Below are 16648 nucleotides of genomic sequence, written 5' to 3' on the forward strand. Positions count from 1 at the left end.
CAGCGATGCGCGCCCACGCCCGCGCCACCCGCACCCGCCTGGTCGATGTGGCCCGCGCCGTCATCGAGCGCCACGCCGACACCACCGCGATCCTCGCCCACCCCCGCCCCAGCGCGCCGATCGGGCCGGAGACAACCGATATCGGGACGACCACCCCGGCCGCCTAGACCAAGGTCACCAGAGAACCAGGCCATCAACTTGTAGCGAATGCCGCTCGCGGCCGTCGACTTCGGCCTGCTCGGGCTATGACTGGTCACAGCGGGATGAAACGTGCGGTGCGGGCACCCTCGAACCCTCCCGGCGTGCCGCCGACCGGACGCGCGGACTCACCTCCGCAACGGTAGCGGCCGGTGGTGCCGATCTTGTTGTCTTCCAGGCGCATCGGTCGCGGCGACGCCCAGTTTCGGTGCTGACCGCGAGACCCCGAGTGAGCAGGTCAACACACCTCTCAGGCTTGCGGGGTGTGTCCCGCTGTCGTCACCTCTTGCCCAGCAATCGCACCACCGGGTGCTTCGGTCCTGGTCCGGACAGTGACGTGCCGGTGCGCACAGATGGCACGTCCACCGCCGCTCGCCCTATCGCTGTTTCGAGCCAACGGCGCGCGCGGGCGGTCAGCTTCCAGGTCTGTTCCGGTTCCGTGTCGGTCTGCTCGACCAGACCCGAACGGGCAAGCGAGGCCAGGGATTTGCGGACCACCTTCCCCTCGAGGTGGGTTATAGCCTCCATGCCCTGCACGCTCAGCGGTGTTCCGCCAGCATGTAGGGCCGCCAAAACCCGGCCTTCGTTGATGGTGGTCATGTCCGAGCCTTTACCCCGGCGGCAGAGAACCAAACACGCCTCGGCAACCGAATACGAACGCGCGAAAATCGCGAAGTGCTCTCGCTCTAGCTGGGCGAGCCGTGTCAGGGCGGGTTTGCCGCACCCGTCGGCCTGCCTCGGTGAGGTCCACGATGACGGCCCGGCCATCGCCAGGGTCACGGCGGCGCAGGACCAGCCCGTCGCGCTCCAAGCGTGTGATGAGTTGAGTGATGCCCGGTTGGGTCAGTTGCTCGGTCTCGGTCAGATCGGTCAGCCGTGCCGGGCCCCGGCGAGCCAGAGTGTCGAGGACCGACAGTGCCGTGACCACGGGGCCGACACGCGCCCGCGGTCCGACATCTGTTCACACATCAGGCGCCCCGATCTGCAGCGGCAGCACGGCATTGGCGGAACCGAAACCACTGGAGTGGCATAGAACAGCAGCACCCGAGCAGTAACTAACCTTCGGCCAGCTGTTGAGCTTTGGCGTAGGCGAGGTGCAGGAAGTCGGCGCCGGCCAGGGCCGCCATCCCGTCAGCCACCAGGCGGGTCGCCCGCGGCGCGAAGACGTGTCCGATGGTGAGGGCGGTGACCGCCCAGACATCGAAACAGAAAGGGCAGCTCAGCAATTCGCCGAAGCTGTGCTGGATGCCCGCGTCACCCTTCGGCTGCTCCATCACTTCGCCAGGGCCACCGGTGCCGGTCTCCTCGGTGAACGGGGCTCGCACGGGTCTGGTGACAGCGGCCTTGGTCACCGTGCGGGACAGTTTGTGGGCGGCTGCCGCGGTGGTGATCAACTCCCGCACCGTCATGTCCCGCGGGAGTTGTCGATCTGTCAGCCTTCCCCAGAGTGCGACGCCGGCGACGACAACCACGTAGAGCGTCATCGTCACCACGTAACCGCCCAAGCGGCGCTGGTTCTCGTTCATGGGCGGAATACCGCCCGGATGCAACCTTCCCGCTCTTGATCGATGTAACTCATGGATTCCCTTTCCAAGCCCGTCGGAAATGTCAGGTCCGCGTGGTGGGGTCTTCGCCGCAGCGCTGCAAGGTCAATGCACTCAGCGCGCCACCGAGTTCAGGTCCGTTTGAACGGCAAGTGAGCGTGGGATCGGTTCTCCTTCGAACGCGGTATGCGAGTCGCCACACGCCTACCCGGCGGTCGAGCCTGCAAACAACTCGGGCGCGCGCCCGGCTCAGCGATTCTCAGTCGCAGGAAACCTGCTCGCGCAGCGTACTGAGGGTCTTGGACAGGATGCGCGAGACCTGCATCTGTGAAATGCCGAGGTGCTGGGCGATTTCAGCTTGAGTCCGGAACTCGAAGAACCGCATATTCAGCACCAGGCGCTCGCGATCGGGCAGGGCCGCGATCAACGGCTGGACCGCGAGGAAGTCCTCGACGAGTCCGTATCGGGGATCTTCGGTGCCGAGCCGGTCGAGCAATGACGGTGGTGCGCTGTCGTTTTCGCTGCTGGTGGTCGCATCGATCGGCGTGGCCTGGTAGGCGTTGCGGGCGATTAGTGCGTTGGTGATCTCGATCAGGTCCGCGTCGAGTTCGGCGGCGAGTTCGCGGGCTCTGGGTGCGCGGCCGAGCCGGTGGGTCAGCGTCTCGGTGGCGGGGCCGAGGAGTTGCTGCAGGTCCTTGGTCCGGCGCGGTACCCGCACCGCCCAGGTGTTGTCGCGGAAATGGCGGCGCACCTCACCCATGATGGTAGGTACCGCGAAAGCCAGGAAGTTCCTCCCGTAGACGGGGTCGAAACGGTCGACGGAAGGTGCTTGCCCTTCGACGCGGCGATGTCGCGCTGCATCATCTGGTACTGCCACGCCGTGAGGATGAAGTCCTCATCGGGAGAGAGTTCGAGCTTCTTCTGTACCTGCACTGCGTCCATCCGCGTGAGACTAGCGACACGGCCCGACAAGCACTGGCGGATCCGAACGAACGCAGGACAAGACACGGGCAAGGGTGCTCGTGGGGTCACGGAACGAACGGTGCCTACCTCACGCATCACTCCGCTAGGAGTGCGACGAGGCCGAGTTACCTTGTGCGTGAAGCGTTGAAGACTCAGAGACGCTGACCGGCAAACCGTGGGTGACCCGCACGGCGTGGTGCTTCCGAACCAGCAGTCACTCCTACATCGGGCATGTGCCTGCGTTCGCGAGATCAACCGGCGGCCAACCGAACCGCGCGCCCAGCGGCATCTCCGGCTGCTCTAAGCCGCAGCGGCTCTGGTACTTCTGCCACCGTGGAGGCTCGCATGATGACTACTGTCTTCGGTGTGAAGCTCTCCACGACACAGCAGCAGCGTGCTCAGGCGCGCGCGGAGTGGCAAGCACAGTTCGACACTGCAGTAAAGATCGCCGAGTTCACTGATCTGGTGACCGAGAACGATGCCGTCCCCGGCCGTTACCGCGCCACTGTCTCGCTGCACCGTCCCAGTGGCAAGTGGCTGATCGATCTCTGGTCCGTACAGGGCTATCTGAACGCCGTAGAGCTTCGAGACTTCGCCGAGGCGGTGATCGCAGGGGTGGGATCAGGCCAAGACTTCACGACCGAATTCCAGAGCCGTTGTCGTCATCAAGACCCGTTTTTCGTGAACATCGGTGCCGAGCGCGAGAACGACCGGCTGTGCTTGCTGGCTCAGGTCCTCGACGGCAGCTGCGGCAGTATCGAATTCGAGCGCGACTACACGGACTCCTCGGAGCTGGTTGCTGGAGCGCGGGCACTGCTGGCAACTCTTGCCGAGGTGTAGCAGTAGCCATGTCTTCGAGGCTGCCACGAGCCCGCTCTCATGTCGGGGGATGACTCAGGGCATGACTCAGGGCGGTATTGCCTGATGGCTCGGCCACCGCAACCGCAAGCGGGCCGCGACGCCCTGATCGGCCGTCGCGCTGTGCATTAGTCGGGGACTTCCCGGGCCAGTTGAACGTCTATGTCCACCACAATTCGGCACGAGCGTGCGTTCGGTCGACTGCGCCTCTGCCGGCGGAATCGACCCGTAAGCGGCTACTCAATACCGGTGCCAGGGCCTGATCCCGGCCAGGATCTGGTCTAGGTGCCTGTACCTCATGCACACGACTGGGATGCTGCCGGAGTTCCGACTGCGACGGCTGTGGTCGCGCGGTGTGCCCGGTTCACGGCCATGAGTTCATCGAGGGCGTCCCGCGTCTGGACGAGTTCGGTGATGTGGTCGGACAATCGGTCGCGTTCGCGGACCATTCGCTCGAATGCGGCGTCAGTGTTCTCATCGCTCGGTGCGTCGACGCAGGGCAGGATGACGGCGATGGTCCGGCTGGACAGGCCCGCGGCGTAGAGCCGCTGGAGAAATTCAACCCGCTCGACATCGTAGGCGGTGTAGTGGCGCTGGCCGCTGGTGCTGCGGGTGCTGGTGAGTAGCCCCTGGTCCTCGTAGTAGCGCAGCGAGCGCACGCTGGCTCCGGTTCGTGCCGACAGTTCCCCGATGCGCACTTCATTCTCCTGACATGACCTGCATCACAGCACTTGCCTCTGACATTGACGTCAGGTTTTAGCGTAGCCGATGTGCCCGCAAGCGGGCCCTCGAGACTACGAAGGAGCTTGTATGACATCGCTTTTCGACAGCTACCGGCTCGGCGACCTGACACTGCCGAACCGTGTGGTGATGGCTCCGATGACGCGGGTGCGCGCCGCCGCGGGCGGCCTGGCGACTCCGTCCATGGCGACGCATTACGCGCAGCGGGCGACCGCGGGGCTGATCGTGTCCGAAGGAGTACAGCCCAGCCTGATCGGGCAATCGAACCCGGGAACGCCTGGCCTCTACACCGAGGCGCAGGTCGCCGCCTGGCGTCCGGTAACCGCCGCGGTGCACGCCAACGGCGGACGGATCGTCGCGCAGATCATGCACGGCGGACGCGTATCGCACGTCGAGACGATCGGCACTCAACCGGTCGGTCCGTCGGCGGTGCCCGCGGTCGGCGATGTGTTCACCCCGTCCGGGCGGCAACCCGCTCCGCTGCCCCGCGCCCTGGACACCGCTGAGGTGCCCGAGCATGCGCTGTCTTACGGCGCGGCCGCGCGGCGGGCCATCGACGCGGGCTTCGACGGTGTCGAATTGCACGGCGCCAACGGCTATTTGATCTCACAGTTCCTCGCCTCGAACGCCAACCTCCGCACCGACCGCTACGGCGGCTCGGTCCAGAACCGGATCCGATTCGCGGTCGAGGCGACCGCCGCCACGGTCGACGCTGTGGGCGGGGCCCGAACCGGCATCCGGCTTTCCCCCGGCGCGACATTCTGGGGCGTCGAAGAGACCGGCATCGCCGATTTGTACGCCGCGCTGCTGGACGAGTTGGCCCGCCTCGACCTCGCCTACATCCATCTGGAGGCGACCACCGACGACGAGGTGCTGCTCGGCCTGCGCCGCCGCTGGCCGGGCACCCTGATCATGAATCCCGTCTATCCGATGGGGCCCAAGCAAGTTGGGCGTGACGACGCCGACCGCTGGCTCGAGCTCGGCGCCGACCTGATCAGCTTCGGCCGCGCCTTCATCGCCAACCCCGACCTGGTCGAACGCCTGCGCAGCGCGCTACCGATCGCCCCGGTGGACGAATCGACGTACTACGAGGGCGGTAACACCGGGTATGTGACGTACTCGGCGTATCAGCATTCGGCATGAACGCCCTGGTCCGCCGTGGCGGTGTCCACGGCGGACCGGTTAGCACACCGCGCTGGACGTTAGGGACGCCTGATCAGTGCGTGGTCGTTGTAGCCCACGACCGGTTCTTGGAGTGCGTCGACGGCGTGGCGATGCAGGGCCGTCTTGATCTCGGCGAGCACCGGGCCGCGGGTGTGGGCCAGCGATTGTGCGTACTCGACGGCAACCGGGAGGACGCGGTCGGGTTCGGTGGTCGCGTCGATCAGGCCGGCGGCGAGGGCGTCCGCGGCGCCGTAGCGGCGTCCGGAGACCAGCGCCTCGTGGGCCACACCCGCCGGGAGCCGCGACCTGAGCATGGCGACGGCCGCATAGGCGTAGTTCGCCCCCAGGCTGACGCCCGGGAAGCAGAAGAATCCCCGGTCGGCGCGCATGACCCGATGATCGTGGGCGACAGCCAGGAAGGCACCGGCTCCGAAGGTGTGGCCGTTCAGGGCTGCGACCACCGGCATCGGCAGGGTGAGGATGCGGCGGAACAGCTGCTGCACCTCGGTGAGATACCAGTCGGCGCGTTCGGGTTGACCGGCGCACCAGGCGAGGTCCGCGCCGGTCGAGTAGTGCTTGCCGTCGCCGGTGGTGACCAACGCCGCGGGACCCTCGCTCGCTAGCGCCTCGTCGAGGATCGTGTTCATCCCGGACAGCCAGTCGGGGTGGAACCGGTTCTCGGTATCCCGCTCCCCGCGCTCGCCGAGATGCACGATGAACACGTCGCCTTCACGCCGCAGGTATGGCATCGGGGCAACCTACCGCACACATTTTTGTCTCGACACGTCCGACACTCCGGTGCCGGTTTCGCCGGATTTGCCGAGGTGGCAGGCAGTTTCGACTTTACTTCGTCGTCCGGCCGCCGCTTTCCAGGTATCCGATCTCCCGCCGGAGGTCCGTCAGCAGCATTTCGGCGACGTCTCTGCTGAAACCGTTGCGGATGACGAGCCTCATCACCGAGATATGTTCGAGGTTGGGCGGTAGCGCGTAGGTGGGTGCCTGCCAACCGCGTAGGCGCAATCGGCTGGACAAATCGAACACGGTGAACCTGCGCTCGTAGTCGGGGTGGACGCGCAGGGCGAGGACCGGAAGCTGTTCACCGCCTGCGATCACCTGCACGCTGTCGATGTCGGCCAGTTCTTCGGCGAGGTACCGGGCGACGTCCCGGCATGCTTGCTGGACCGCCCGGTACCCGTCGAAGCCCAGGCGCAGGAAGTTGTAATACTGCGCGATGACCGGGGCCCCGGAGCGGGAGAAATTCAGGGTGAAGGTTTCGACGCTGCCGCCGAGCAGTTCGCAGCTCAGCACCAGCTCCTTGGGCAGCGCGGCTGGTTCCTGCCACACGATCCAGCCCACTCCCGGGAACACCAAGCCGAATTTGTGTCCGGAGGTGTTGATCGACTGCACCCGCGGTAACCGGAAGTCCCACACCACATCCGGCTCCAAGAACGGGGTGACGAAGCCACCAATCGCGGCGTCGACATGGAGTGGGACGTCGATCCCCGTACGCTGCTGCAACCCGTCCAGCTCCGCGGCCATCCGCTCGATCGGATCGAGCTTGCCGACCTGCGTGGACCCGAGTACTCCGATGACGCCGATGGTGTTCTCATCGCAGAGCTCCGGTAGCCGCGATGGATCGAGCGTGTAGTCGGGCTGCTGGATCGGCATCCACCGTGGCTCCACATCCCAGTACTGACAGAATTTCGGCCAGCAGGTATGCACCGTTGTCGGCAGCACCAGGTTCGGCCGATCGACCGGAAGTCCCTGCTCGCGTCGGCGTTCGCGCCATCTGAACTTCATTGCCAGACCGCCCAGCATCGCGGCCTCGCTGGAGCCGCCGGTCGAGCATCCGACGCTGACGCCATCGGGGTCGCCCCACAGATTGTCGAGGATGTTGACGCAGCGCGCCTCCAATTCGACAGTCTGTGGGTACTGGTCGTAGTCGACGATATTGCGATCCAGTGTTTCCGCGATCAAAGCGCGGACCTGTGGTTCCATCCAGGTCGTGCAGAACGTCGCCATGTTCAGCCGCGCGTTGCCGTCGAGGATGAGCTCGTCGCGGATCAGCGCGGCGGCTGCGTCAGGCGGCATCGGGCCGGCGGGAAGCTTGAATCTGGGCACCCCTCCGTCCGGCACCAACCCGCTGTAGAGCGGGTTGATATCGACCGATTCGTTCCACCGGTGTGACTGCACGTGGTTGAGCATTCTCCGCTTTTCCTCCTCGGTGTGGACTGGCGTGGAAGAGCTGAAGAGCTATGGGGCAGGCGCGGTCGTGGCGCGAAGTCGGTTCAGGTAGCGGAACTTCCAGCCGCGTAGTTCCCCCGCGTCCGGTTCGACGCGCAGATTCGGGAGGTCGCGCAGCAGCCGGTCGACGGCGACTTCGGCGAGGACTGGTATCAGTGCGCTCGCGAGGCATTGGTGGCGGCCGTAGCCGAGTGTGAGGTAGGGCTTACGGGCCCGATGGATGTCGAACTGCTCGGCGTCGTCGAATTCCCGCTCGTCCCGATTGGCTGATGCGAGGCACGGGGCCACCATCACCCCGGGTGGAAGTCGCACCCCGTCGAGGGTGCTTTCCCGGGTGGTCTTACGCCCGACCAAACCGACGGGCGCAAGCCAGCGCATCGCTTCGTGCACGGCGGCGTTCAGCAACTCGCGATCAACACGTACCTGTGCGAGTTGGCCGGGATGACAGGCGAGGGCGTAAGTCAGGTTTCCGGCCAGCCATCCGGGCTCCTTGAATGCGCTGATCATCATTTTGACTGTCGGCAGCACGGTTTCGGCATCCCTTGGGTCGCCGACCGGTCGCCCGGCGTGCAGCAAGGCGGAAAGGAACGATCCGTCCGGGTGTTCGCGGAGTTCAGCGAGCACCGGGCCGAGCGTCGCATCCATCTCCCGGCTCGCGGCCGCGGCCGCGGTGTTCCGGCCTGGATCGCCGCTGGGGTTCTGTAGCGCGTCGGTGAAGGCGCTCGACCAGCCGCGCAATGTGGACTCGGGCACCGCGCCCAGCCCCAGGGTCCGGGCCATCGCCGCGCCGCATACGGGCTGGAAATACTCCGACATCAGGTCAACGCTGTCGCGCCGACTCAGCGTTGCCAACTCGGCGGTCGCGATCTCGTCCGTGACGTTTTCGAGGCCGGGTATTGTCTCGCCGGCCAGCCGGTCGGCGACACTTTCCCGGGTCTCGGCGTGGGCGTCGCCTTCCTGGGCCAGGATCGACATTCCCGGTCCGCACAATTTCGTCAGCGGCGCATCGGGGTCGCTGGTGACGAAGGAATCCGGACTGGACATGACATGACGGACGTCGTGCAGGCGGGTGACCAGCCAGACCCCGAGGGCGGGCACCCAGGCAACCGGTTCTTCCCGGCGCAATCGTGCGTAAATCGGATAGGGATCGACGTACAGCGAGTCGACCGTGAGGGACTCCGCAAAACTATCCATTGACGGTCACTCTGCTGGCGAAGTATTCGTTGATCGCCTGGAGCGCGACCGCGCCCTGCCCGATCGCCGAGCCCACACGTTTGACGCTCCCGGAACGGACATCACCGGCGGCGAACACTCCGGGCACATTCGTTTCCATCAACAGCGGATCGCGGCCCGCCGGCCACGGGATCGGCAACCGCTGGTCATTGCGAAGGACGTCGCTGCCCGTGAGAACGAAACCGTGATCGTCGCAGCCGATGAGATCACTGCACCACTCGGTGCTCGGTTTGGCTCCGATCAGCAGATACAGCGCGGCCGCGGGAACTGTTTCGGTGGCGCCGGAGACCCCGTCCCGGAGCACCAATCCGGCCAGTGCAGTGTCGCCCAGTGATTCGACCACCTCGGTCCGGGTGCGCACGGAGATGTTGGGACATGCTTTGATGCGCTCGACCAGATAATGCGACATCGTGTCCAGGTCGGCTGTACGCACCAGCATTGTCACCGAGCGGGCGTATTCGGCGAATGCCAGCGCCGCCTGTCCCGCCGAGTTCCCCGCACCGACCATGAAGACATCCTCGTCGGCGACGGTGGCGGCTTCGCTCAGACATGAGCCGTAATACACGCCCGCATTGACGAACCGATCTACGCCGGGAGCCGGGTGACGGCGCCACTGCATGCCGGTCGCTATCAACACGGCGCGCCCGCGGATAACGGAACCGTCGGCAAGTTCGACGGCGCGCCAATCACCCTCGATTGTCAAGCGATTCGCCACCCGCGCCGACAACCATTCGACTCCGAAGCCCTTGGCCTGGGTGAGCGCCCGCCGCGCGAGCTCCGCGCCGCCGACTCCGGTGGGAAACCCGAGATAGTTCTCGATACGCGAGGTACTACCCGCCTGGCCGCCTGGTGCGTCGTCCTCGATCATGACGACTCCCATACCCTCGCATCCGGCGTAAACGCCACATGCCAGTCCCGCGGGGCCGCCGCCGACTATGACCAGATCATAGGTATCGGACTGGGCCGGGCAGGTCAGATCCAGCGCGAGCGCCAAGTCGATCAGCGACGGATCGTGCAGAACCCGGCAGTCGGGCAGCACCACGGTGACCGCCACATCCCCGGACATTCCCAGCCGTTCAGCCAATACCCGGGCGTGCTCACTCCGGTTCATGTCGTGCCAGGCATACGGCACGACATTTCGCTCCAGAAAATCGCGGACTACGAATGCCTTATCCGCCCGCTGACGGCCGAGCACAACGACATTGCCCGCTGACTCCGAGACAGCTGTATCCACGAAATCCTCCGGCCTGTTCGAATTCATACCCGATCAAAACCTTCACGATCCTACGTGAGTTCGATACCGGCTCGCGGAAAATTCTTGTTGTCTGAAACGGAATTATGAACGTGCGATGTGTATTGGCGAATAGTGACAGATGAGTGGGTTCACTGAACAGATCGGCCGGTGCCGGAAATGGCTCGGCGGGCAGCCGAGGTCACCTGCGGTCAGTTCCCGTTGTGCGCGAATGCCCGCCTGTCGCAAGGCGCATGAGGTCGGATTCGAGATCGACGTGGTCCAGGGCGGAGGTGTTTGCGCTGCGTGGGGCGGTGGTCGCGAACTCGTGGCGATGGTTGTGCCAGGTTTCGCCGGCGATGGTGGCACTGACGCCGCTGGCTACCAGGGCGGCGAGTTCGGTTGCGGTGCGGGCGATCCGGTCGGAGAGCGCGCGGTCGGCCCAGTCCTGCGGGGTGGCGAACAGGGAGGTGGGCGTCACCAGTGCGCGCAGGTAGGCGAACAGGGGCCGCATCTGTTCGTCGGGGACCAGGGAGTGCCTTTCGCTTCCGGCCGTCGCGGCGAGTGCGACGGGTTTCGCGATGAGCAGGTCGTCGTCGAGGACATCGATGAACGACTTGAACAGGCCGCTGATCCCCGCCTTGTAGACCGGGGTGGCGGCGATCACCGCGTCGGCGGCGGCGAGCCGTTCGAACGCGGCGCGCAGGTTGTCGCTGGGGAATCCGGCCAGTGTCGCCTGACCGATATCGGCGACCAGGGCACGCAGGTCCACCGTGCCCACCGTCGCCTCGACACCGCGGGCGGTCAGTAGCTCGAGGGTTTTCTGCGCGAGCCGGTCGGCGAGCAGCCGGGTGGAGGACGGCTCGCTCACCCCGGCGCTGACGATGACGATGCTGCGTGGCGTGCTCATTGGTCCTGCTTTCCTTTCGTGCCGTCACAGGGCGGGATAGATTGCGCCCGTTGCTGATTCGCTGTCCTGGTAGGGCGAGGTGCCAGTGAGGTTGTCGCCCCGGTTGGGGTTGGGTCGCGGCTGTCGCGGCGGCTGATCGCCGTACTTGGCGCGCACCAGGCTCTGATGGGTCGGTGCGTCCGGCACTTCGGGGTCGCGGCGCGCCTCGAGTTCCTTGCGCAGGACCGGCACGACTTCTTCGGCGAGCAGGTCGATCTGCTTCAGGACGGCGGGCAGCGGCAAGCCCATACCGTCGAGGAGCCACAGCTGACGCTGGTAGTCGCCGAACTGGTCGTGGAAGCCGAGGGTCTTGTCGATGACCTCCTGCGGGCTGCCCACGCTCATCGGCGTCCCGCTCGCGATGTCCTCGAGTGGGCTGTTGAAGCCGAACGGGTTGTGCTGGAAGTACGGCCGGAATTCGGTGAAGGCGTCCTGGGAGCGCTTGGCGATGTAGGCGTGCCCGCCGAGCCCGACGATGGCCTGCTTGGCGGTGCCGTGCCCGTAGTGCTCGAACCGCTTCCGGTAGAAGTTCACCAGCGGGATGAAATGCCCGTTGGGCGCGAGAATGTTGTACCGAAGAAGCCGTTTCCGTAATACGCCGCCTGCTCGGCGATCTCCGGGGTGCGGATCGAGCCGTGCCACACGAAGGGCGGCACATCATCCAGCGGACGCGGGGTCGAGGTGAAACCCTGTAGCGGAGTACGGAATTCGCCCTCCCAGTCGAGGACGTCCTCGCGCCACAGCCGGTGCAGCAGGTTGTAGTTCTCCAGGGCCAGATGGACGCCCTTGCGAATATCTTTGCCGAACCACGGGTAGACCGGTCCGGTGTTGCCGCGGCCGAGCATCAGGTCCAGCCTGCCCTTGGCGAGATGTTGCAGCATCGCGTAGTCCTCGGCGATCTTCACCGGATCGTTGGTGGTGATCAGCGTCGTCGAGGTGGACAGCGTGATTTGTTCGGTCACCGCGGCGATGTGCGCCAGCAAGGTCGTCGGCGAGGAGTCGAAGAACGGCGGATTGTGGTGCTCGCCGACGGCGAAGACATCCAGACCTGCCTGGTCGGCATGCCGGGCCATGGTAACCATCGCGTCGATCCGCTCGCCCTCGCTCGGGGTGTAGCCGGTGGTCGGGTCGCGGGTGACGTCGGTCACCGAGAAGATTCCGAATTGCATTGCGCGCCGCCTTTCTCGAGGTGAGCGCCCTGAGGTGCACTGACGAGAGGGTAAGCGGACTTTACCCCGCTTATATTCCCCGGCGGGTATGTTGAGCCGTATGGAGACGGCCGCACTACCGCTGGGCCTGCCGCGCCCCGAGCGCGGTGACGCCGCCCGCAACCGCAGACATCTGCTGGACGTCGCACGGCAGATGGTCGCCGAATCGGGCGTGGAGCACCTCACCATGGACGGACTGGCCGAACGGGCCGGACTCGGAAAAGGCACCGTTTTCCGCCGCTTCCGCACCCGGGCGGGCATCTTCCACGCCCTGCTCGACGAGGACGAGAAAGCATTCCAGCAGTCCGTGCTGTCCGGCCCGCCGCCGCTGGGGCCCGGCGCCGACCCGGTCACCCGCCTGATCGCCTTCGGTCGCGCCCGCATCGATTTCCTGTTCGCCCACGCCGCGATCGCCCGCGCCTCCCTCGACGCCAACCAGTCGGTTCCCGTCGGCACGGCCACGATCTCCCAGTTTCACGTCCGCATGCTGCTCGGCCGCGCCGACATCGGCGTCCCCGACCTGGACACCCTCGCAGTCCAGCTCACCGCAGCCCTCGAAGCTCCGATCCTGCTCTACCTCCACACCCCGGCGGGCGCGGACACGAACCGGATCCGGCACCTGGCCGACGGATGGCAAACGCTGATCGAACGCACCTGCGCCGCGCTCCGATGAGGATCAGATTTCCTCTGGAATGGTCGCCGCCGGGTCGTCGGCACCCTTTCGGAACGCCGCCTCGAACGCCGTTTCGCTGAGTTCGGCGCGCACGAGCGCCATGATCCGCTCGACATCGCCGCGTTCCGCGCCCGGTAGCGGCGCCCCGACAGCGATCCGCGTCCTTTCGGCCGCACCGAGGAGTTGGGCCGCCGCCTCCGGTCGGCCGGTCAGGGCCTCGGCGCCGGCCAAACCCTCCAAGGCGAGCGCGACCGCGCGCGGATCACCGGTCTGCCGCGCGGCCGATAGGCCGGACAGGTGGAGCGTGCGTGCGGCCTGCGCGTCACCGCGCAACTCGGCGATGAATCCCAGTTCGGCCATGATGAAGGCGATCCCGAAATCGGAGTCGAGCTGTCCCTCCCATGGCAGCCAGCGCCGCAAATGCGTTTCGGCGGCATCCAGGTCACCGCGCCGCCTGGCAGCGATGGCCAGCCCGAGCTCCGCGAACTCCTCGCCCAGCTGGTAGCCGTGTTCGGCGGCCAATCGCATTGCCCGCCGGTGCAATTCGTCGGCATGCGCGAGGTCGCCGGTCAGCAGGGCGATCCGGCCGAGCGCGGAGAGCTTGTCCGACAACTCGGTCCACAGCTCGAGCTCTTCGGCCATCCGTAATCCTGCCCGGTGCAGGCGTCTCGCCCGGTCGTAGTCCCCGACGATCTCGGCATGGCGGCCGAGCATCTGGGTCGCCTGCACCTGCCCCCAGCGGTCACCGAGCTCGGTGAACAGCGCCATGCTCTGCTCGCCGTACTCGGCCAGGGCAGTCAGATCACTGCGGATCAGCGCGTGCTGGGCGCGAGTGACAAGAGCGGCGGCAATGCCCCATTGATTGCCGGTCGCCCGGAAATTGGACAGGCTGCGCACGGCCGGGGTCTCGTCCTCTCGTTCGCCGATGAGGCTTTGCGCGAAGGCGACGAACCATTCCGCTCGCGCGTTCTCCGGCTGTCCCGTCGGCGTCACGGGCTCGTCGGAATGCTCGCCGAGTCGCCGGGCGAACCCGGCCCGCCAGAGCATTGCGGGCCGGTTCGAAGGGAAAGCCGAGAATGCTCGAACGCCCTCGCCGAGACGCCCGCGCAATACCCAGTACCAGGCCAGAGCGTCGACGAGCCGGCCACCGGTTTCGGGGTCGGAATGGTCGAGCGCGGCCCGCAGGTTGGGGGCCTCGGCGTCCAAGCGGCGCAGCCAGCGTCGCTGTTCCGGGCCGCGGAGATGGGCGTCGGCGCGCTCGGCGAACTCGGTGTAGTACTCGCGGTACCGATGCCGGACCTCGTCGAACTCATCGGCTTCCCGAAGTCGCTCGATGCCGTAGGCGGCCACGGATTCGAGCATCCGATAGCGCGGCTCGTCGGTGCCGGAGAAGGTCAGCAGCGACCGATCGACCAGCCGGGTGAGCGGGTCGAGGGCATCGGGACCACAAGCCGCCTCGACCGCGTCCAGGGTGCCGCCATCCGCGTGAATCGCCAAACGGCGCAATACCATTCGCTCGGGCTCGCTGAGCAGCTCCCAGCTCCAGTCGATCATGGCGCGCAGCGTCCGTTGCCGTGGCGGCGCATCGCGCGGCCCCGAACCCAGTAGCCGGAACCGGTCGTGTAACCGCCGGTCCAGCTCGTGCACCCCCAGCGCCCGCACCCGGCTCGCCGCCAGTTCCAGGGCGAGCGGAATGCCGTCCAACCGCCGGCAGATCGAGGCGATCGCGGCGGCGTTGCCGGCGTCGAGGCGAAAGCCTGGTACCGCCGCGACCGTTCGCGCGACGAACAGCTCCACTGCCGCCGACTCGAGATCGAGCGGCGGCACCACGAACAGCCGCTCGCCGCTGATGTCGAGGGGCTCCTGGCTGGTCGCGAGGATGCGCAGCCCAGGCGCCGCCCGCAGTAACTCGGCGCTGAGTGCGGCCACCTGCTCGATCACGTGCTCGCAGTTGTCCAACACCAGCAGCATGCGGCGGTCCCGCAGGGTCTCCGGCAGCCGGTCGCCCACGGTGACTGTGTCGTCGCGCAGTTCGAGCGCGGCCAGAACGGCGTCGGAGACCCGGGTGCTCGGGCCTGCCACGGCCAGCTCCACCAGCCAAGTCCCGTCGGGGAATCCGCTGGACACCGTGCGCGCGGATTCGATGGCCAGCCGGGTCTTGCCGACACCGCCAGGCCCGGTCAGCGTGACCAGCCGAGCCTCGGCCAGCAGATCACGCACCTCCGCCAGGGCGGCATCCCGGCCGATCAGTTCGTTCACCGGGGCCGGTAGGTTCGTCCGGGCGCGAACGGCTTGCGCCGGGCCCAGCGTGTTGTCCTGTTCCAGGATGGCCTGATGCAATGCGGCCAGCTCCGGACCGGGATCCACGCCGAGCTCCTCCGCCAGGCGGGTGCGCAGATCATGGAAGCTGGCCAGGGCCTCGCCCTGGCGGCCCGCGCGGTACAGCGCGCGCAAGTGGGCGGCACGGAGCCGTTCGCGCATCGGATGCCGGGTGACCAGATCGCTCAGCTCGTCCGCGAGTAACCCGTGCTCGCCCAGTTCCAGCCGAGCTTCGGCGCGCAGTTCCGTGGCAGTCAACCGTTGCTCGTCGAGGCGGGCGATAACCGGACGCGCGAATTCCTCGTCGGCGAAATCGGCCAGGGCCGGGCCGCGCCAGAGGGTCAGCGCGTCGCCGAGCATCCGTGCGACCGCACCCGGGTCGGCCGTTCGTGCGGCATCGTTGATCAACTGCTGGAAGCGGGTGGCATCCACTGTCGCGGCCGGTGACAGCGCGTAGCCGGGGGCACGGGAGACGATGAGGTCCCGGCCGCCGGGCTCGGCGTCCTCGAGCGCGCGCCGCAGCTGCGACACGCGGGTCTGCAGCGCCCCCGACGGGTTGGCCGGGAGTTTGTCACCCCACATGTCGTCGATCAGCCGGTCTGCCGGAACCACCTCACCCGCACTGACCAGCAGATGGGCGAGCAGGATTCGGACCTTCAGCTCCGCGACCCGGACCGGGCGCCCTTCCGATGTCCACACGGCGAGTGGACCGAGCACCCCGAAACGCATGTCGCAACGGTAGCCCGGAGTCCGGCTGGAGTTCATCCGGAGTGCATCCGAAGGCCCTGCCGCCACTGTGATCACCATGAACCAAGAGCCACTGCGGATGGCGATCCTCACCGAACGCTCCGGTGTCGCCGCCGCCGAGCGATTCGCCGAATATGCGGCGAGCCGTACCGAATTCGAGACGGACGTCATCGATCTGTCGCTGGCCTGTCTCCCGGCGGCGCCGGGCGATGGGCACGCCGTGCGCGATCTCGCGCCCTGGCTGGCCGGCGCCGACGCTTTCGTCGTGGCGACGGCCGAAGTCAATCGCGGCTATCCGGGCGCGGTCAAGAACGCCATCGACTGTTTCGCGGCGGAATGGCGAGGCAAACCGGTGGGATTCGTCGCCTATGGCACGCCGGCCGGGGGCCGGTCCGCGGTGGAACAGCTCCGGTCGGTCTTCACCAGCCTGCATGCCATGACCGTCCCCGATGTCGTCGGTGATCCCTTCCGGGCCGACGCCGCCGAACGAATGATCGACCAGCTCATCTGGTGGGGCCGCGCCCTGCGCGCCGCCCGTCCTTACCTCTCGTGAACTCGAAAAACCTTCTAGGAGAA

At 66.7% G+C, this 16648-nt stretch carries 15 protein-coding genes and 1 pseudogene; 4 read left to right on the forward strand and 12 right to left on the reverse strand.

Annotated elements, in window-relative coordinates:
- Positions 1-477: 477 nt before the first annotated feature.
- From IBX22_RS33505 to IBX22_RS33520, 4 genes are all read right to left on the reverse strand, one after another.
- The gene (locus IBX22_RS33505; RefSeq protein ID WP_194819839.1) at positions 478-798 is read right to left on the reverse strand and encodes a hypothetical protein; all 321 of its coding nucleotides are present in this window, start codon (positions 796-798) and stop codon (positions 478-480) included.
- Between the two features lie 10 nt (positions 799-808).
- Positions 809-1126 carry a MarR family winged helix-turn-helix transcriptional regulator gene (locus tag IBX22_RS33510; RefSeq protein WP_194819840.1) on the reverse strand — a complete coding sequence of 106 codons (318 nt, stop codon included), beginning with the start codon at positions 1124-1126 and terminating at the stop codon, positions 809-811.
- A gap of 127 nt (positions 1127-1253) precedes the next feature.
- Positions 1254-1724, reverse strand: coding sequence for a DUF1360 domain-containing protein (locus IBX22_RS33515; protein ID WP_194819841.1), 471 nt, complete (start codon positions 1722-1724; stop codon positions 1254-1256).
- 277 nt (positions 1725-2001) lie between these two features.
- On the reverse strand, positions 2002-2619 hold the full coding sequence (locus IBX22_RS33520) for a sigma-70 family RNA polymerase sigma factor (protein WP_194819842.1): 618 nt from the start codon (positions 2617-2619) through the stop codon (positions 2002-2004).
- A 431-nt stretch (positions 2620-3050) separates the two neighbouring features.
- On the opposite strand from IBX22_RS33520, the gene IBX22_RS33525 reads away from it, so the two are divergent.
- A complete protein-coding gene (locus IBX22_RS33525; protein ID WP_194819843.1) occupies positions 3051-3545 on the forward strand; it encodes a hypothetical protein in 495 nt (164 codons plus the stop codon).
- A 314-nt stretch (positions 3546-3859) separates the two neighbouring features.
- Here IBX22_RS33525 and IBX22_RS33530 read toward each other — a convergent pair whose 3' ends face one another.
- Entirely contained in the window at positions 3860-4261 is a 402-nt protein-coding gene (locus tag IBX22_RS33530; protein ID WP_194819844.1) for a MerR family transcriptional regulator, read from the reverse strand.
- A 112-nt stretch (positions 4262-4373) separates the two neighbouring features.
- Between IBX22_RS33530 and IBX22_RS33535 the strand changes: the two genes are divergently transcribed.
- Positions 4374-5447, forward strand: a complete 1074-nt coding sequence (locus IBX22_RS33535) for an alkene reductase (RefSeq protein WP_194819845.1) — start codon at positions 4374-4376, stop codon at positions 5445-5447.
- Between the two features lie 59 nt (positions 5448-5506).
- Here IBX22_RS33535 and IBX22_RS33540 read toward each other — a convergent pair whose 3' ends face one another.
- The 6 genes and pseudogenes from IBX22_RS33540 to IBX22_RS33565 all read right to left on the reverse strand — a co-directional run bounded on the left by IBX22_RS33540 (position 5507) and on the right by IBX22_RS33565 (position 12294).
- On the reverse strand, positions 5507-6217 hold the full coding sequence (locus IBX22_RS33540) for an enoyl-CoA hydratase/isomerase family protein (RefSeq protein WP_194819846.1): 711 nt from the start codon (positions 6215-6217) through the stop codon (positions 5507-5509).
- A 94-nt stretch (positions 6218-6311) separates the two neighbouring features.
- Positions 6312-7673 (reverse strand): glutamate decarboxylase, encoded by a 1362-nt coding sequence (locus IBX22_RS33545; RefSeq protein WP_194819847.1) that lies wholly within the window; start codon positions 7671-7673, stop codon positions 6312-6314.
- A gap of 48 nt (positions 7674-7721) precedes the next feature.
- On the reverse strand, positions 7722-8906 hold the full coding sequence (locus tag IBX22_RS33550) for a cytochrome P450 (protein WP_194819848.1): 1185 nt from the start codon (positions 8904-8906) through the stop codon (positions 7722-7724).
- Positions 8899-10206 carry an NAD(P)/FAD-dependent oxidoreductase gene (locus tag IBX22_RS33555; RefSeq protein WP_194819849.1) on the reverse strand — a complete coding sequence of 436 codons (1308 nt, stop codon included), beginning with the start codon at positions 10204-10206 and terminating at the stop codon, positions 8899-8901. Before IBX22_RS33555 ends, IBX22_RS33550 begins: the two co-directional genes overlap by 8 nt.
- A gap of 172 nt (positions 10207-10378) precedes the next feature.
- On the reverse strand, positions 10379-11086 hold the full coding sequence (locus IBX22_RS33560; RefSeq protein WP_194819850.1) for a CE1759 family FMN reductase: 708 nt from the start codon (positions 11084-11086) through the stop codon (positions 10379-10381).
- 24 nt (positions 11087-11110) lie between these two features.
- Positions 11111-12294: pseudogene (locus IBX22_RS33565) on the reverse strand (CE1758 family FMN-dependent luciferase-like monooxygenase).
- 100 nt (positions 12295-12394) lie between these two features.
- On the opposite strand from IBX22_RS33565, the gene IBX22_RS33570 reads away from it, so the two are divergent.
- Positions 12395-13006: a TetR/AcrR family transcriptional regulator gene (locus IBX22_RS33570; protein ID WP_194819851.1), complete on the forward strand. Its 612-nt coding sequence runs from the start codon at positions 12395-12397 to the stop codon at positions 13004-13006.
- A gap of 3 nt (positions 13007-13009) precedes the next feature.
- Here IBX22_RS33570 and IBX22_RS33575 read toward each other — a convergent pair whose 3' ends face one another.
- Positions 13010-16054 (reverse strand): BTAD domain-containing putative transcriptional regulator, encoded by a 3045-nt coding sequence (locus IBX22_RS33575; RefSeq protein WP_194819852.1) that lies wholly within the window; start codon positions 16052-16054, stop codon positions 13010-13012.
- A 76-nt stretch (positions 16055-16130) separates the two neighbouring features.
- On the opposite strand from IBX22_RS33575, the gene IBX22_RS33580 reads away from it, so the two are divergent.
- Positions 16131-16625, forward strand: coding sequence for an NADPH-dependent FMN reductase (locus IBX22_RS33580; RefSeq protein ID WP_194819853.1), 495 nt, complete (start codon positions 16131-16133; stop codon positions 16623-16625).
- Positions 16626-16648: the final 23 nt, after the last annotated feature.

This window comes from Nocardia sp. XZ_19_385 (assembly GCF_015355755.1).
In the GTDB taxonomy this organism is placed as follows: Bacteria; Actinomycetota; Actinomycetes; order Mycobacteriales; family Mycobacteriaceae; genus Nocardia.

Coding starts and splice junctions, on each gene's coding strand:
- IBX22_RS33505 (WP_194819839.1), bottom strand. CDS start 798: ATGACCACCATCAACGAAGGCCGGGTTTTGGCGGCCCTACATGCTGGC.
- IBX22_RS33515 (WP_194819841.1), bottom strand. CDS start 1,724: ATGAACGAGAACCAGCGCCGCTTGGGCGGTTACGTGGTGACGATGACG.
- IBX22_RS33525 (WP_194819843.1), top strand. CDS start 3,051: ATGATGACTACTGTCTTCGGTGTGAAGCTCTCCACGACACAGCAGCAG.
- IBX22_RS33535 (WP_194819845.1), top strand. CDS start 4,374: ATGACATCGCTTTTCGACAGCTACCGGCTCGGCGACCTGACACTGCCG.
- IBX22_RS33540 (WP_194819846.1), bottom strand. CDS start 6,217: ATGCCATACCTGCGGCGTGAAGGCGACGTGTTCATCGTGCATCTCGGC.
- IBX22_RS33545 (WP_194819847.1), bottom strand. CDS start 7,673: ATGCTCAACCACGTGCAGTCACACCGGTGGAACGAATCGGTCGATATC.
- IBX22_RS33550 (WP_194819848.1), bottom strand. CDS start 8,906: ATGGATAGTTTTGCGGAGTCCCTCACGGTCGACTCGCTGTACGTCGAT.
- IBX22_RS33555 (WP_194819849.1), bottom strand. CDS start 10,206: ATGAATTCGAACAGGCCGGAGGATTTCGTGGATACAGCTGTCTCGGAG.
- IBX22_RS33560 (WP_194819850.1), bottom strand. CDS start 11,086: ATGAGCACGCCACGCAGCATCGTCATCGTCAGCGCCGGGGTGAGCGAG.
- IBX22_RS33570 (WP_194819851.1), top strand. CDS start 12,395: ATGGAGACGGCCGCACTACCGCTGGGCCTGCCGCGCCCCGAGCGCGGT.
- IBX22_RS33575 (WP_194819852.1), bottom strand. CDS start 16,054: ATGCGTTTCGGGGTGCTCGGTCCACTCGCCGTGTGGACATCGGAAGGG.
- IBX22_RS33580 (WP_194819853.1), top strand. CDS start 16,131: ATGAACCAAGAGCCACTGCGGATGGCGATCCTCACCGAACGCTCCGGT.